Annotated in this window: 16 protein-coding genes and 1 pseudogene; 11 read left to right on the plus strand and 6 right to left on the minus strand. The window is 59.2% G+C overall.

Translation table 11 applies throughout. The features are described from left to right. Positions 1 to 121: 121 nt before the first annotated feature. From Q8R10_RS20920 to Q8R10_RS15090, 4 genes and pseudogenes are all read right to left on the minus strand, one after another. Complete coding sequence (locus tag Q8R10_RS20920) at positions 122 to 985, minus strand: methyl-accepting chemotaxis protein (RefSeq protein ID WP_371133358.1); 864 nt, start codon at positions 983 to 985, stop codon at positions 122 to 124. Next, a pseudogene (locus Q8R10_RS20925) lies at positions 983 to 1759 on the minus strand (HAMP domain-containing protein); the annotation flags it as partial. The pseudogene Q8R10_RS20925 and the gene Q8R10_RS20920, both read right to left, overlap by 3 nt. A gap of 22 nt (positions 1760 to 1781) precedes the next feature. Then, positions 1782 to 2531, minus strand: coding sequence for a DUF3365 domain-containing protein (locus Q8R10_RS15085; protein WP_305654664.1), 750 nt, complete (start codon positions 2529 to 2531; stop codon positions 1782 to 1784). Between the two features lie 401 nt (positions 2532 to 2932). Continuing rightward, the gene (locus Q8R10_RS15090) at positions 2933 to 3592 is read right to left on the minus strand and encodes a hypothetical protein (RefSeq protein ID WP_305654665.1); all 660 of its coding nucleotides are present in this window, start codon (positions 3590 to 3592) and stop codon (positions 2933 to 2935) included. A 359-nt stretch (positions 3593 to 3951) separates the two neighbouring features. On the opposite strand from Q8R10_RS15090, the gene coxB reads away from it, so the two are divergent. The 4 genes from coxB to Q8R10_RS15110 are packed head-to-tail and all read left to right on the plus strand — an operon-like array spanning position 3952 to position 8146. Further along, positions 3952 to 5076 (plus strand): cytochrome c oxidase subunit II, encoded by a 1125-nt coding sequence (gene coxB / locus Q8R10_RS15095; RefSeq protein ID WP_305654666.1) that lies wholly within the window; start codon positions 3952 to 3954, stop codon positions 5074 to 5076. Positions 5077 to 5080: 4 nt separating this feature from the next. Next, positions 5081 to 6685 (plus strand): cytochrome c oxidase subunit I, encoded by a 1605-nt coding sequence (gene ctaD / locus Q8R10_RS15100; protein WP_305654667.1) that lies wholly within the window; start codon positions 5081 to 5083, stop codon positions 6683 to 6685. A 10-nt stretch (positions 6686 to 6695) separates the two neighbouring features. Then, on the plus strand, positions 6696 to 7247 hold the full coding sequence (locus tag Q8R10_RS15105; RefSeq protein WP_305654668.1) for a cytochrome c oxidase assembly protein: 552 nt from the start codon (positions 6696 to 6698) through the stop codon (positions 7245 to 7247). An 11-nt stretch (positions 7248 to 7258) separates the two neighbouring features. Beyond that, a complete protein-coding gene (locus tag Q8R10_RS15110) occupies positions 7259 to 8146 on the plus strand; it encodes a cytochrome c oxidase subunit 3 (protein WP_305654669.1) in 888 nt (295 codons plus the stop codon). Positions 8147 to 8189: 43 nt separating this feature from the next. Here Q8R10_RS15110 and Q8R10_RS15115 read toward each other — a convergent pair whose 3' ends face one another. Further along, the gene (locus tag Q8R10_RS15115; protein WP_305654670.1) at positions 8190 to 8393 is read right to left on the minus strand and encodes a twin transmembrane helix small protein; all 204 of its coding nucleotides are present in this window, start codon (positions 8391 to 8393) and stop codon (positions 8190 to 8192) included. Between the two features lie 71 nt (positions 8394 to 8464). Here Q8R10_RS15115 and Q8R10_RS15120 point away from each other — a divergent pair, with 71 nt between their 5' ends. The 5 genes from Q8R10_RS15120 to Q8R10_RS15140 all read left to right on the plus strand — a co-directional run bounded on the left by Q8R10_RS15120 (position 8465) and on the right by Q8R10_RS15140 (position 12508). Beyond that, entirely contained in the window at positions 8465 to 9211 is a 747-nt protein-coding gene (locus tag Q8R10_RS15120) for an SURF1 family protein (protein WP_305654671.1), read from the plus strand. Beyond that, complete coding sequence (locus Q8R10_RS15125; RefSeq protein WP_305654672.1) at positions 9186 to 9761, plus strand: hypothetical protein; 576 nt, start codon at positions 9186 to 9188, stop codon at positions 9759 to 9761. The genes Q8R10_RS15120 and Q8R10_RS15125 overlap by 26 nt, the downstream gene beginning before the upstream one ends. Positions 9762 to 9782: 21 nt before the next feature. Then, positions 9783 to 10814: a heme A synthase gene (locus Q8R10_RS15130; protein WP_305654673.1), complete on the plus strand. Its 1032-nt coding sequence runs from the start codon at positions 9783 to 9785 to the stop codon at positions 10812 to 10814. Between the two features lie 81 nt (positions 10815 to 10895). Beyond that, on the plus strand, positions 10896 to 11795 hold the full coding sequence (gene cyoE, locus Q8R10_RS15135; protein WP_305654674.1) for a heme o synthase: 900 nt from the start codon (positions 10896 to 10898) through the stop codon (positions 11793 to 11795). Between the two features lie 77 nt (positions 11796 to 11872). Continuing rightward, entirely contained in the window at positions 11873 to 12508 is a 636-nt protein-coding gene (locus Q8R10_RS15140; RefSeq protein WP_305654675.1) for an SCO family protein, read from the plus strand. A 12-nt stretch (positions 12509 to 12520) separates the two neighbouring features. Here Q8R10_RS15140 and Q8R10_RS15145 read toward each other — a convergent pair whose 3' ends face one another. Continuing rightward, the gene (locus Q8R10_RS15145; RefSeq protein WP_305654676.1) at positions 12521 to 13900 is read right to left on the minus strand and encodes a PLP-dependent aminotransferase family protein; all 1380 of its coding nucleotides are present in this window, start codon (positions 13898 to 13900) and stop codon (positions 12521 to 12523) included. A gap of 126 nt (positions 13901 to 14026) precedes the next feature. Here Q8R10_RS15145 and Q8R10_RS15150 point away from each other — a divergent pair, with 126 nt between their 5' ends. Together Q8R10_RS15150 and Q8R10_RS15155 are read left to right on the plus strand one after the other, a co-directional pair. Beyond that, positions 14027 to 14797 carry a transporter substrate-binding domain-containing protein gene (locus Q8R10_RS15150; protein WP_305654677.1) on the plus strand — a complete coding sequence of 257 codons (771 nt, stop codon included), beginning with the start codon at positions 14027 to 14029 and terminating at the stop codon, positions 14795 to 14797. Positions 14798 to 14856: 59 nt separating this feature from the next. Beyond that, on the plus strand, positions 14857 to 15969 hold the full coding sequence (locus tag Q8R10_RS15155; protein ID WP_305654678.1) for a succinylglutamate desuccinylase/aspartoacylase family protein: 1113 nt from the start codon (positions 14857 to 14859) through the stop codon (positions 15967 to 15969). Positions 15970 to 15998 lie beyond the last annotated feature (29 nt).

Consider the following 15998-nt stretch of genomic DNA (forward strand, 5'->3'; position numbering starts at 1 on the left):
CGCGCAGCGACGGCCCGCAGGGTGGCCGCCAGGGATGGCAGACCATAAAAAACCCAGCGACGCCTGAGCTGCGCGAACTGCGACAGGCTATGCCGCTGCAGCAACGCCGGGCCTGTGACCCTCAAAGTCGAAACTGCCTGACCTGTGCTTGCAAGCGCAGAGTCAGGCTTTCCAGTTCATTGCAGGCGGTCATCGCCGCATTGGCCGTGTCAGCATTGGTGATGGTGACATCGCGGATATGCACCACGCTCTGGGCAATGCTACTGGTGACCACGCTTTGCTGTTCGGCGGCGCTGGCGATCTGCACATTGAGATCTTCGATACTGCGCACTGAATGGCTGATTTCGGCCAGTTCCTTGCCTGCCGACTGCACTTGCTCGACCGCGCTCTGCGCCTTGTTGACGCCCTCGGCCATCACCAGCTCCGCTTGGCTGACGCCTTGCTGCAAGTGCTCGATCATGGCATTGATTTCCTGGGTCGACTCCCGGGTGCGCTGGGCCAGGGTGCGTACTTCGTCGGCCACCACGGCAAAGCCTCGCCCGGCTTCGCCGGCGCGCGCGGCCTCGATGGCGGCGTTTAGCGCGAGCAGGTTGGTCTGATCCGAAATGCTCTGAATCACCTCCACCACCCGGCCGATCTGCGCGCTGTCCTGGGCCACCCGGCGTACCACGTCGGCCGCCGCATGCACCTCCTGGGCCAGGGCATTCATGGCATTGACATTGGCGGCCACCACCTGGTTGCCTTTTTCGGTGTTGCGATTGGCCTGGTGCGCCGCTTCCGAGGCCCGTTCGGCGTTCTTCGCGACGTCCTGAATGGTATGGCTCATCTGGGTCACTGCGCAGGACACCTGGTCGGTTTCCTGTTGCTGCGCCTGGATGCCATGGTGGGTGCTGAGCATGCTTTGCCGGGTATTGTTGACCTTGCCCGCGACCAGCCCGGCGATGCTGTCGACCTCCTGAATGATGCCGCGAAATTTCTCCAGCATGCGGTTGATGGCGCTGGCGGTTAGCCCGATCTCGTCGGCACTGAGCACCGGCACTTGATGGGAGAGGTCGGAGTTACGTTCGATCTCGGCGATGCCGTGTTCCAGATCGCGCATCGGCCGCGAGATGGAGCGCACCAACAGCAGGTAGAAGATGCCGAGCACCACCACCACCACCGCCAGTACCCACCACGCCAAGGTGAACAGTTCGGCGTTGCTGGCTTGCATGGTCTTGGCCGCCGCGGCGACTTCTTCCGCCTGGTGCATTGCGCTGCTGGTCTGTTGTTCTTGCAGGGCGGTCAGACGGGCGCCGACTGTGGTGGCAATCTTGCGCGCCTCGGCTACCGTTGCGTTGCCCAACACCCGGTTGTTGTCGACGTAGGCATCCACCGCCAGCAACATCTTGTGGCGAAACTCATCGACCTCGGCGGGCATTGGGCCGACGTCCATACCGTGCTTTTTTAGTTCGTCCAGCCGCGTCTTGAGGCGCTGATGGGCTTCGTTAGCCGCGCTCTCCGATTCGTTCAACCAGCTGACTTGCAGGTCGTACAGCCAGAAGCGCATGGTGGCGAACTCGCCCAGAGTGCTGTCGGCTAGCTGCCAGCGGCCCAGCTCTTCCACTTGTGCGTGCACGGCCTGCTGCTGCGCGGCCACGCGTGTGTTGTTGGCGCCGATCACACTGGTCAAGTAGAACAGCATGGTGGCTAGCAGCAACGCCACCACACTAGAGAGCAGCAGCAGACGGGCGCTGATGCTGAGGTCGGTTAAACGGGGCATACCGACTACTCCACCCAGCCTGCTACTGGTAAATGATCAGGGAGATGGCACCACCCAACTCATCAAGCTTGGCACCTTCTTTCTTGCCGCCAGTGATATCGACTTCACCTTTTGGGTCGCCATGACAGGCCAGGCAAGAGGCGCCGTAATACTCCGGCAGAATATAGCGGTAAGCCGCCCGGCCTTTGACCGGTACGGTCTCGGCGTAGGCCTTGCCTTTTTCGTAGCCGGGCAGCTTGAACATGCTCTCGATAACCTTGTCTTCCCACTCGTCGGGGCGGTTGGCGCGATTGCGCACATAGGCCTTGGGCGCGGTCAGCTTAATGGCGAAGGTGCCAGCCATGGCCGCACTGAAGTTGTTCGCCACGCGCCCGCCGAATACCGCCGGGAGGAAGCCTTTGAAGCCTTTGCCTGGCTCGTTGATCAACGCCTGCGCTTCGTCCATGGTCACCTGCACCGCATTGATCAGCGCGGAACGCGCCTTAGCGGTGGGGCTGCCGTCGTCGGTCAGGTTCAAGTCGGTACCTGTGACAGCCTTGTAATTGGCCTTGGTTTTTTCGATCACTGCGGCTGAGCTCAGGCCTTTATCGCCTTTGCTGGCATCGTTGATCAGATCCTGGCCATCGGAAATTACCTTGCGGGCCGAGCGAAAAATCAGGGTCAGGTCCTTGCCAGTGGCTTCGACGTCGTCAGCGGCGAATGCCGCCGGCAGTCCGGCAGGAAGGGTCAGCAGCACAAGGGTGATAGTGGCCATGCGTAGAGCGGCGTTCATAAAATCTCCTCGCCTGAGTGGCGGCGCGATGCGTAACCATCCATGGAGGAAATCACAGGAACTCGTCCAGGGTGGATATGGGCAAACACACAACAACGGTGTAACGCCCCCTCCAATAGTGATAGCAGAATAATTTGCTTAAGCGATTTTTTTGCTCCCGCCGAGCCAACGCTGCCGGCTCGCGGTAGTCGACAGTGAGGCCCGCGATGCGGGGAATAGTGGAGGTTAGAGAGTCAGGTGGCGCAAGGCGGGCTCGCCGGCGTGTAAATAAACGGTATTAAGGCGGCCTGGTCATGCCCAAACCCACCCAGCACGCGGCCGCGCTACCGCCAACAACTCGCATAGCCGTTTTGCCCTCGCCCGGCGGCCAGCGGTCTTGATTCTTAGCGGCGCTGTGCTTGTTAGCTGGCGGCGCGCTGCTCTTGTCCCAACGTCAACTCAACCCCGAGCTGGCGCGACAGGCATGGCCAGTTTTGCCAGGCGGCGACCACCTGCGGATCGTCCAATTGTTGGCGGTAGGCCTCAAGCAGCTGCTGGTCAAAATGCGCCGGGTTAAGCAGGGCCTCCACGGTTTGATGCACAGCTTCATCGAGCTGATTGGCAAAGCTTTCGCCGATCAGTTGATGGGCAATCAGGTTGGCGACTGTGGTGTCCAGCGGAATCAGTGGTTGGCCGAATTGGCAGATATACAAATCATTCACTTCCTCCACTAGGCGATGGGCCAGATAGGCTTCATCGAGCAGGCCATCGAGGCCGTCGTGGCCATCCATTAAGGCCGGCGGCTGCAAAAAATACTCTTCGGCTATTTTTAGCACCGGTTTGATCTGCGCCTCGATACCGGCTTTTTCGGCCACCGCATGGGCCGCATCCAGTAGCTCGGGCACCTGCGCAATGTAGGCGGCCACGAAGCGCCCGAGCACGCCCTGGGCGTCCTGTACCGGTAGACGAATGGCCGGATGCAGGCGTTCCAGCTGGCCGTCGAGTTGCCGTGCGAGGAGACCGGTGGCGGCTTCGTGTTGATGGGCGCGGTCGATCAGTTGACGCAAGGCGGCAGTATTCATTAATGCTCCTAGTGGCTGGCGGCAGAGGTAAGCCAAGAACTCTAGTTGGTTTTGTCATTTAGCTAAGACCCAATTGTCATAACTTTGTAATTGTTATGCGCGCGCGAAATATCAAGTTGCTGATGGTTTCAGCAGCACTTTTTGCGGTGATCGGCATGGGTCGCCAAGAGAATTTTTAGACTGCGTTGTTATGTCGCAGTTGCTGGCTATACTCAAAACGCAACGCGCGATCTGATGACGTCTGACGGCGCTTTGTGGCTTTGGTATTGCCAGTTGAACCTGGGGCATAGGTTTAGCGGTCGTTGCCTTGGCTGTAAGCACCGCCAGCGGGATAACAAGAACGATAAGGGGAACCCGCAATGATGCAACGTCCACGAATTTGGGTGGGGCTACTGCTATGGGCTGTCTTCAGCCAGGCACAGGCCGCTTGGACTGTAAATATGGCGCCCGGCGCGACTGAAGTCAGCCGCGCCGTGTTTGACTTACACATGATCACCTTCTGGATCTGTGTGGTCATCGGGGTGGTGGTGTTTGGCGCTATGTTCTGGTCAATGCTGATCCATCGGCGCTCGACCGGTCAGCAACCAGCGCACTTCCATGAAAGCACCACGGTGGAAATCCTCTGGACGCTGATCCCGCTGGTGATCCTAGTGGTGATCGCCATTCCAGCGACCAAGACGTTGATCGACATCTACGACACCACCGAGTCTGAGCTGGATATTCAGGTCACCGGTTATCAGTGGAAGTGGCATTACAAATACCTGGGCCAGGAGGTCGAGTTCTTCAGCAATTTGGCCACCCCCCAGAGCCAAATCCAGAACCAAGAGCCTAAGTCGGAGAATTACCTGCTGGAGGTGGATAACCCGCTGGTGGTGCCCATCGGCACCAAGGTGCGGTTTCTCATCACCGGCGCCGATGTCATCCACTCCTGGTGGGTGCCGGCGTTTGCAGTCAAAAAGGACGCCATTCCCGGCTTCGTTAATGAGTCCTGGACCCGTATCGATAAGCCCGGAATCTACCGTGGTCAATGCACCGAGCTGTGCGGCAAAGATCATGGTTTTATGCCCATTGTGGTCGAGGCCAAGTCCAAAGAAGACTTCGCCAAGTGGTTGGCCGTGCGTAAAGACGAGGCCTTGCAGCTCAAAGAGTTGACCAGCAAAGAGTGGACCCGTGAAGAGTTGATCGCCCGCGGCGAGAAGACCTACCAAACCACCTGCGCGGCCTGCCACCAGGCCGAAGGCCAAGGCATGCCGCCGATGTTCCCGGCACTTAAGGGCTCGAAAATCGCTACCGGGCCGCAGAAAGAACACCTCGATATGGTCTTCAACGGCAAGCCCGGCACCGCCATGGCCGCCTTCGGCAAGCAGCTGTCGGAAGTCGATATCGCCGCGGTAATCACCTACGAACGCAACGCTTGGGGTAATGCCATGAACGACATGGTCACGCCTAAAGACGTGCTCGCCCTCAAGCAAGCTCAGGAGTAAGAACATGAGCGCAGTGATCGACTCCAGTCATAAAGGTCATGGCCATGCCGGGCATGACCATCATCACGGCCCAGCCAAAGGTTTGATGCGGTGGGTGTTGACCACCAACCATAAAGACATCGGCACCATGTACCTGTGGTTCAGCTTTGCGATGTTTTTACTCGGTGGCTCTTTTGCCATGGTGATTCGCGCCGAGCTGTTCCAGCCGGGGCTGCAAATAGTCCAGCCGGAATTCTTTAACCAGATGACCACCATGCACGGCCTGATCATGGTCTTTGGCGCGGTGATGCCGGCGTTTGTCGGCCTGGCCAACTGGATGGTGCCGCTGATGATCGGCGCGCCAGATATGGCTTTGCCACGGATGAACAACTTCAGCTTCTGGTTATTGCCGGCGGCCTTCGCCATCATGATTTCGACCCTGTTCAGTGACGGCGGCGGGCCGAACTTTGGCTGGACTTTTTACGCGCCGTTGTCGACCACCTACGCGCCGGAGAGCGTTACCTACTTCATCTTCGCCGTGCACCTGATGGGCATCAGCTCGATCATGGGCGGCATCAATATCATCGCCACCATCCTCAATCTGCGCGCCCCCGGCATGACCTTGATGAAGATGCCGCTGTTCGTCTGGACCTGGTTGATCACCGCCTTCCTGCTGATTGCGGTGATGCCGGTGCTGGCCGGTTGCGTGACCATGATGCTGATGGACATCCACTTTGGCACCAGCTTCTTCAGCGCCGCCGGTGGTGGTGATCCGGTGCTGTTCCAGCATGTGTTCTGGTTCTTCGGCCACCCCGAGGTGTACATCATGATCCTGCCCGCCTTCGGTGCGGTCAGCGCGATCATTCCCGCCTTCTCGCGCAAGCCATTGTTCGGTTACACCTCGATGGTCTATGCCACCTCGAGCATCGCCTTCCTGTCGTTTATCGTCTGGGCTCACCACATGTTCGTGGTCGGTATTCCGCTGGTGGGCGAGCTGTTCTTTATGTACGCCACCATGCTGATCGCGGTGCCGACCGGGGTGAAGGTGTTCAACTGGGCGGCGACCATGTGGCAAGGTTCGTTGACCTTTGAGACGCCGATGCTGTTCGCGGTGGCCTTCGTCATTCTGTTTACCATCGGCGGTTTCTCCGGGCTGATGCTGGCGATGGCGCCGGCGGATTATCAGTACCAAGACACCTACTTTGTGGTCGCGCATTTCCATTACGTGCTGGTGCCGGGGGCCATCTTCGGCATCTTCGCCTCGGTCTATTACTGGCTGCCGAAGTGGACCGGCAACATGTATGACGAAACCCTCGGCAAGCTGCATTTCTGGCTGTCGTTTGTCGGCATGAACCTGGCGTTCTTCCCGATGCACTTCGTCGGTCTGGCCGGCATGCCGCGGCGGATTCCCGACTACAACCTGCAGTTTGCCGACTTCAACATGGTGTCCTCGGTGGGTGCCTTTATGTTTGGCGCCACCCAGCTGTTCTTCCTGTTTATCGTCATCAAGTGTATTCGTGGCGGCCGGCCTGCCGGCGACAAGCCTTGGGACGGTGCCGAAGGCCTGGAGTGGTCGTTGCCATCGCCGGCGCCTTATCACACCTTCCAAACACCACCGGACGTGAAGTAAGGCCGCCGTTATGAGTGAAGCCTCAGCCAATCGCCGTCTGATCCAGCGCCTATTATTGGTAGTGGTGGCAATGTTTGGTTTTGGCTTCGCGCTGGTGCCTATCTATGAGGTGATGTGTCAGGCGCTGGGCATCAATGGCAAGACCGCAGGCGTGGTCTACGAAGGAGTCCAGGTGGTGAACGAAGCCCGCACGGTGCGGGTGCAGTTTCTGGCCACCAACTCGGCAGGGATGGTCTGGGAGTTTCGGCCAAAAAACGATGAGTTGCTGGTGCATCCGGGCGCCGTTAACGAAATGATATTTGTCGCCAGCAACCCCAGCAATAGCATCATGACGGCGCAAGCAGTGCCGAGCATCGCGCCATCAGTGGCGGCGGCGTATTTTCATAAAACCGAATGTTTTTGCTTTACCCAACAAGTGTTACAGCCGGGGCAGCGGATCGAGATGCCAGTGCGTTTTATCGTCGACCGCGACTTACCTGAGGACGTGCATCACCTCACGCTGGCTTACACGCTGTTCGACATCACGGCGACTAAATCGCCTGCTGCAGTAGCAGGCCGATAAGGAGAACAACCATGGCAGATTACGAGCAGTACTACGTTCCCGCCCAAAGCAAATGGCCGATCATTGCCACCATTGGCATGACCACCACGGTCTATGGTTTGGCCACTTGGTTCAATGACATGAGTGCCCAGCGGGCCGAGTCGAATGGGCCACTGATCTTTACCATTGGTGGGCTGTTTCTGGCTTATATGCTGTTCGGCTGGTTCGGTATTGTGATCAAAGAAAGCCGCGCCGGCATGTACAGCGCGCAGATGGATCGCTCATTTCGCTGGGGCATGAGCTGGTTTATTTTCTCGGAGGTGATGTTCTTTGCGGCCTTTTTTGGCGCGCTGTTTTATGTGCGCACCTATGCCGGGCCTTGGCTCGGTGGCGAGGGCGATAAGGGCGTGAGTGACATTCTCTGGCCCAATTTCGAATATGTCTGGCCGCTGCTTAACAACCCCGACCCGAAGCTGTTCCCGGCGCCCAAGGAGATCATCAATCCCTGGCATCTGCCGCTGATCAATACCATCTTGCTCGTCAGTTCCAGCTTCACCGTGACCTTTGCCCACCATGCGCTGAAACACGGCAAGCGTGGTTTGCTCAAGGCTTGGTTGGGGTTGACCATCTTGCTCGGCGCCACCTTCCTGGGCTTTCAGGCAGTGGAATACATCGAGGCCTATCACGAGCTTGGGCTGACCCTGGGGTCGGGCATCTACGGCTCGACCTTCTTTATGCTCACCGGCTTTCACGGTGCTCATGTGACGCTCGGCACCATCATGCTGGCGGTCATGTTCGTCCGTATTTTACGTGGGCATTTTGATGCCGAACATCAGTTCGGTTTCGAGGCGGCCAGTTGGTACTGGCACTTTGTCGATGTGGTGTGGATCGGCTTGTTTGTCTTCGTTTACGTGCTTTGATTAGCAACCGCCCGGCAGCCTAACCCGCTGTCGGGCAAGGCGCTTACCAGGCTACGTGGGAAACCAACTGACCGCTGTAAAAGCCCCAACTAATCAGTGCCACCGTCAGTGCGGCGAGTATTACGCGCACCGTGAGGGCATTTACCACTCGTGAGCCACGGCCCTCATCCTTGACCAGAAAGAACAGGCCGCTGAACAGACTGACCAAGGTGGCCAGTAACAAGATAACGATCGCCGCTTTAAGCATGAAGTAACTCCGGGGGGAGGGGTAATGCCTAGCAGTATAGCCAGCCACAAAACAATATTTTGGCCACGCCGGTGAAACCCTTTCGGCCGGGCCTGCTACCAAGCTTGCTGGTGCTGGCGTTGTTGCCGCTGTTGATCGGCCTGGGCTTTTGGCAGTTGGCGCGGGCCGAACAAAAGCGTGAGTTATTGAGCGCCCAAGAGGCTCGTCGACAAGCGCCGGCGCAAGCGCTTGGTGAGCTGGAACTGAGCGCCGATCCGTCGTTTCGGCGGGTGTTGCTGCAAGGTCACTTTGATGCCGAACACAGCATTTTGTTGGACAACCGTACCCGCGCCGGGCGCGCCGGCGTCGAGTTACTACAACCTTTTTATGATCAACACAGTGGCCTTTGGCTGCTGCTCAATCGCGGCTGGCTGGCCTGGCCAGACCGGCGCATGCCACCCGTATTCACTACGCCAAGCGGCGTTGTGCAGTTGCAGGCCTGGGTCTATGTGCAGTTGGGTGAGAGTTTTCAGTTGCAGCGCGATCAACCCAGCAGCGCCTGGCCGCAATTGCTCACCCGGGTTGATGCGCCGGCGTTATGGCAGCACTTGGGCCGTGGCGGCTGGCCGCATGAGCTACGGTTAGAATCGGGGCCGGCGGCCTATCAAGTGGATTGGCCGGTGGTGAGCATGAGTCCGGCCAAGCATCAGGGCTACGCGGTGCAATGGTTTGCCCTGGCTGCGGCGCTGTGCGTTTTGTTTGTGTACTTCGGCTTTAATTCAACCGCTAACAACCTTCTAAGGAAGCGCAACGATGGATGCAGTGACCCTCAAGTCTGAGCTAAACCCGCGCCGCGGGCGTTTGCAGTTGTTGCTGATTTTAGCCGCGACTATCGGCCCCATTCTGCTGGCCACGGCCATGTATAAATGGCAGTTCTGGGTGCCCGAGTCACGCAGTTACCACGGTGAGTTGCTGGGTAGCGGGCAAAGTCGCAGCGAGTTGGGAGTGATAGCGCAGGATGAAAAGCGCTGGCAGTTGCTGGTGACCGCTCCCGAAGACTGCGCTGCCGATTGCCAGCAGCTGGTGTATCTGGCCCGGCAGATTCAAATTGGTCTGGGTCGTGAGTCCTCGCGGGCCAGTCATGGGCTGGCCAGTGCCGCACCGCTGAGCGAGGCCTACCAGGCGCAATTACAGCGCGAATACCCGCAGCTGGGACGCTTTGAGTTGGAGCGCCAACGTTACGATCAACTGCTCAAAGGCAACCCGGCGGTACAGCTGTGGATTATTGATCCGCATGGCAATCTGGTCCTGCGCTACGACGCCAAGGCCGATGGTAAGCAGGTGCTGACTGACCTGCGCTTGCTGCTAAAACTGTCGAATATCGGTTAAGCACAGCCTTAAGGAGCCGTTATGGTCAAACCCGGATACCGCCTCGCCGTTATCGCCACCGGCCTGGCCTTGCTGGTGGTGCTGCTCGGCGCCTATACCCGGCTGACCCATGCCGGCCTCGGCTGCCCGGATTGGCCGGGTTGCTATGGCTTTATCGGCGTGCCCCAATCCGAGATGCAACTGGCCCACGCCGAATTGAATTACCCCCAGGCACCGGTGGAGGCGCAAAAGGGCTGGAACGAGATGATTCACCGCTATTTCGCCGGCAGCCTCGGCCTGTTGATTCTGGCGTTGGCGATTCAAGCGCTGCGCCGACGCACACAGCCCGAGCAACCGTTGAAATTACCATTGTTGTTGGTCGCGGTAGTCATCGCCCAAGCGGCCTTTGGCATGTGGACGGTGACCCTCAAGCTCTGGCCGCAAGTGGTCACGGCGCACCTGCTCGGCGGTTTTACCACCCTGAGTCTGCTGCTGTTATTGAGTTTGCGCTTGTCGGGGCGCTGGCCGCCGTTGGCCGCGGTGTCCCCATTATTGCGCCGACTGGCAGCGCTGGGCTTGCTGCTGGTAATCGGCCAGGTCGCCCTCGGTGGCTGGGTTAGCAGCAACTATGCGGCGGTGGCCTGTATCGACTTGCCGACCTGCCATGGCCAGTGGTGGCCGGCGATGGATTTTGCCAATGGCTTTCACCTGAGCCAACACATCGGCCCGAACTACCTCGGCGGGCAACTCGACAGCGACGCGCGCACCGCCATTCATATGAGCCATAGACTCGGTGCGCTGCTGGTGACCCTGGCGTTGCTGGCGCTGGCCTGGCGACTGCGTACCGAGGGCTTAAACAAATTGGCCGGCCTGTTGCTGCTGGCGCTGGGGCTGCAAATCAGCCTCGGCGTTAGCAACGTCTTGCTGCATTTACCGCTGTCGGTGGCGGTGGCTCATAACGCCGGTGGCGCGGCCTTGCTGCTAACGCTGGTGCTGATTAATTACCGCCTGCGCGTGCCGGTCCATGCGCGCCAAACCAGCTTCGCCGCCGTGGTCAGTCAGGGGGCGATGTAAATCAACAGGCACACAGGGTTCAGCACGGGGCACAGGCGTTAAGCCTTACCTCGTTATCGAATAACAATAAGGAGACAGCGTATGGCCACTGTTTTAACCGAACGCCACAGCCAAGCCCTCTGGCGCGACTATCTGGAATTGACCAAGCCGAAAGTGGTGGTGCTGATGCTGATCACATCCTTGGTCGGCATGTTCCTCGCCACCCGTGCCGGGGTGCCCTGGACGATTCTAATTTTCGGCAATCTGGGTATCGCCTTCTGCGCCGGCGGCGCGGCCGCGGTCAACCATGTGGTCGACCGGCGCATCGACGCGGTCATGGCCCGCACCCATAAACGCCCGCTGGCCGAAGGGCGGGTGTCGCCGGTGGCGGCGCTGAGCTTTGCCATGTTGCTGTCGGTGGGTGGGCTGGCAATCTTGCTGGTCTTTACCAATCAGCTGACGGCCTGGCTGACCCTGGCGTCCTTGCTTGGCTATGCGGTGCTCTACACCGGCTTCTTGAAGCGTGCGACGCCACAGAACATCGTCATCGGCGGTCTGGCCGGTGCCGCACCGCCGCTGTTGGGTTGGGTGGCGGTGACCGGGCATGTGAGTGCCGAGCCCTTGCTGCTGGTGCTGATTATCTTCGCCTGGACGCCGCCGCACTTCTGGGCGCTGGCCATCCACCGCAAAGAGGAATACGCCAAGGTCGACATCCCGATGCTGCCGGTGACTCACGGCGAGCACTACACCAAAGTACACATTTTGCTCTACACCTGCGTGATGTTCGCCGTTACCCTGCTGCCCTACACCATTCACATGAGCGGCTTGCTGTATTTGGTGTGCGCCGTTGGCCTGGGTGCGCGGTTTTTGCACTGGGCCTGGGTGCTGTACCGTGACAGTAAACCACACGCGGCGATCAACACCTTCAAGTACAGTATTTGGTACTTGTTCTCGCTGTTTATCGCTTTACTAGTCGACCACTACCTACTGCTGAGCCTATGAAGCAGCCCTCAAAGTGGCTGCGCTCGGCCATGGGTTGTTAGAAATGGCTTCGTTCGCCGATTTTAAGGATTGCTTCAATGACCCGTATGCAAACAACCGTATTTATCCTGGTCGCAGTGGTGGCGCTGGTGCTTGGCCTGACGGTCAACAAGGTGCTGACTAACTCGGGCAGGGCCGACCCGGCGATATTGCTGGATGCCGGGATTGTCTTGCTGCCACAAAGCCGTGCCTTACCCTCATTGAGCCTGATCAATCAAGACGGCCAAGCGGTGGCGGTTGATCAACTCAAGGGTAAATGGAGCTTTTTGTTTTTTGGCTACACCTTCTGCCCGGACATCTGCCCGACCACCCTCGCCCAGCTGCGCGAGCTGAAAACCTTGTTGCCTGAGGAGGCGCGCAACAACCTGCAAATCATCTTCGTCAGCGTCGATCCAAACCGCGATACGCCGGCGCAAATCAAGCAATACCTCAGCTATTTCGATCCCGGCTTTCAAGGCTTAACCGGTGATGAAGCGACCCTGCAAAAGTTCGCCAATGGCGTCAGCATTCCCTTTATTCCAGCCGATACCAGCAAAGAAAACTACACCGTCGACCATAGCGGCAACCTAGTTATCCTCGGCCCCGATGGTCGTCAGCAGGGTTTTATTCGCGCGCCGCTGAACAACCAAAAGCTCAAGGAGCATTTGTCGGGGTTGCTCAGCGTTCAGGAGTGAGTGCCGCCAGCCCTAGACCTGAGCAGCTGCGCTAAGAAACTGCCAGACCGCCGGGTCTTCACCAAAGGCCACGTTAAAACGCAGCCAAGGCGTGGTTTGCAAGCCCGGGCGGAAGATGCAGCCGGGTGATAGCAGGATGTTCTGCTTGAGCCCGGCGCGGGTCAGCGCCAGCGGGTCAAAATCGGCTTGGCCACTGCTGATCCACAGGTAAGGCGTTGGCGCTGCAGGGGCCCAACATTGCCAGCCCAACTGTTGCAGTTGTTGGCGGGCGGCCAGTTGTGCGTTTAACAGCCGCTCACGCAACTTCTGACAACGCTTGCGCTGGGTGCCGTCGTTGAGCATCTGCAGCGCCAGCTGTTCGCACAACTGTGAGCTGTACAGGCCGGTGGTCATCTTGTAGTGCAGCAGGGCTTCGGCCACCGCCGGCTCGGCGGTGACAAAGCCAACCCGCAGCGAGGCCGCCAGGCTCTTAGAAAAACTGCCGATGTGGATCACCCGTTGCAGGTTATCCAGCGCCGCCAGTGGTGGCTGGTTGTCCGGCGCTAGCTGTCCAGACACGTCGTCTTCGATAACCCAGCAATCATGGTTGTCGGCCAGTTGCAGCACGCGATGGGCGGTGGCCGGGCTGTAGCTGGCGCCGGTGGGGTTCTGTAGCCAAGGGTTGGTGAAGAACGCCTTGGGCTGGTGCAGTTGCAGCAACTCGGCGAGTTTTTCCACATCCGGGCCTTGCGGAGTCCAGGGCACACCGATGGCTTTGATCTTGTGATCGCGCAAGTTAGCCAGCAGATTGATATAGCCGGGGTCGTCCACCAGCACGCAGTCGCCGGGTTGCAGCAAGGCGCGAATAACCAGATTGAGCGCCTGACTGGCACCGTTGGTGAGGACGATATGCTCGCTCTGGGCCGGCACGCCGCGGTCATTCAGATAACGCTGGATCCAGTTGCGCAAGCCGAGGTTGCCGCGTGACTCGCCGTACTCGGCAATCAGCCCATTGGCCCGGCCGAGGGCGCGTAGGGCCAAGTGCAAACCGGGTTCGTCCAGCCAGGCATCGGGCAGGCCGCCGCTGCCCGGTTGCAAGGCGTCGGCATCGGGGTGAAAGGCGTCATCCAGCAACCAGTAGACGTCCGCGAGGGGCGCCGCGCTAGGTTGGGTCAGTTTGTTTGGCGCGGCTGCCGGGACGAAAAAGCCATCGCCCTTACGCGCATCTACATAGCCCAGCGCCACCAGCCGATCATAGGCTTGGACTACGGTAAAGGTGCTTACTGCGAACTCTTTGGCAGCGGCCCGAATAGAGGGTAAGCGGGCGCCTGGAGTTAGCTTGGCGTGTTCAATCAAGCCGCTGAAATGCTCCACCAACTGGCCGATGCGTGACGATTTTCGTGCAACTTGCATGGCAGGTGTACAGCCTTTTCAACCACTACAGGGGCGGCCATTTTAGGCATCGCTGTGTATGGAATGAAAGCCTAGAACGCGTAAGTTAGCCGGGCGGTCACCGCATTCTTGAGAGGAGCTTGGTCCATGCAAACAATAAAAAAATTACTGCTCAGCGTGCTGGTTCTCGGCAGCTGTACCAGCGCTCAGGCGCAATCGGGCGTGGTGCGGATTGCCACCGAAGGCGCTTACCCACCGTACAACTTCGTCAACCCGGATGGCAGCTTGGGCGGCTTCGATGTGGATATTGCCAATGCCTTATGCGCCGAAATGAAGACCGAGTGCCAGCTGGTCAAGCAGGATTGGGATGGCATTATTCCCGGCCTGATGGCGAAGAAGTACGACGCCATCGTTGCCTCCATGGCCATTACCCCGGAGCGTGAGCAGAAGGTCGCTTTCACGAATAAATACGAAGGTGGATATTCCATGTTGTTCGGCGCTAAAGAGCTGACCGACAGCTCGCCGGCCGCCCTGCAAGGTAAGGTTGTGGCGGTGCAAAAAGGCTCGATCCAGGAAAATTTCGCCAAGGATTATTACGAGAAAGCCGGCGTCAGCGTGCGGCGCTACCCGGACACCCAGACCGTCTTGCTGGACCTGAACGCCGGCCGAGTAGATGCCGTGGTGCTGGAAGTCGGGATCATCTACGAGACCCAGAAAGATCCGAATCTGGCCGCATACCAAGCCTTCGGCGAGCAATTCAAAGACCCTAAATACTTTGGCACCGGCTCCGGGATTGCCGTACGTAAGGCCGATCAAGCCTTGCTGGCTGAGCTGAACAAAGCCTTGGCCAACATTCTTGCCAACGGCACCTACAAGCAGATCAACGACAAGTACTTTCCGTACAACCAGTACGACTGATGCCTGTGTACCTGCTGCGGTCTCACCGCAGCAGGCCGCTCCTTTACTTGGAATATTCTATGTATCAGCAGCATTCGCTCCTGGCCCAGAGTTTGGGTGCGCAACGAGAAGTGCTCAGTCTGCACTTTGGCACGCGCGGCCAAGGGCCGAAAATCTACCTGCAGGCCGGCCTGCATGCCGATGAACATCCAGGCATGCTGGTGCTGCACCATCTGAAAAGTCGCTTGTTGACCCTAGAAGCCGCCGGCCGCCTGACCGGCGAAGTGGTACTGGTGCCGATCGCCAATCCGATCGGCCTGGGTAACTATGTGTGCGGCCGTCAACTGGGACGTTTTGAGTCGTCCAGTCGGGAAAATTTCAATCGTCATTACCTCGACCTCGCCGAGTTGGTGCGCGAGCAGGTGGCTGCGGAGTTGGGCGACGATGCCGCTGCTAACGTGGCACTGATCCGCCGCACCCTGACTACGCGCTTGCAGGCCATAGTGCCGCGCACCGAGCTGGAGTCGCTGCGCCTGACCCTGATGACGCTGGCTTGTGACGCCGATTACGTGCTCGATGTGCACTGCGACAGCGAGGCCATGGTGCACCTCTATGTGCACAGCGAGCAGCAGGCGCAAGGCCGGGTATTGGCTGGTTACATCGGCGCCCATGCCATCTTGCATGCCACCGTGCAGGGCGGTAACTCTTTCGATGAGGCCTTCACCAGCGTGTGGACAGCCTTGCAACAGGCTTTTGCGCAGCAGCCGATTCCCATGGCTACCTTCGCCGCCACTGTTGAGTTGCGCGGCATCAACGATGTTAGCCATGAGCTGGCGCTGGCCGATGCCGAGGCGCTGCTGGCCTATCTGGGCCATCTGGGGCTGATCAGTGGTGCGGTGCCGGCGGTGCCGGAGCTGGTCTGTGAACCGACCCCGTTAGCCGGGGTGGAAGTGCTGAATGCGCCGCATGCCGGGGTGGTGGCCTACCGTGCGCCGATCGGCAGTTGGGTCGCGGCGGGCACGGCGCTGGCCGATGTGATCGACCCGCTCAGTGGTCAGGTCAGCACCCTCACCAGCAGCATCGCCGGGATGTTTTACGCCCGAGTGATCGAACGCTTCACCGAGGCCAATACCGAGCTGACCTTCGTCGCCGGCCGCGAGCCGCTGCGTCAGGGTTGCATGCTCGGCGCCTAACGATTTTCCCGGCCTAGCCGGACAGGTAA

Source organism: Pseudomonas sp. (genome assembly GCF_030698175.1).
Lineage (GTDB): Bacteria > Pseudomonadota > Gammaproteobacteria > Pseudomonadales > Pseudomonadaceae > Aquipseudomonas.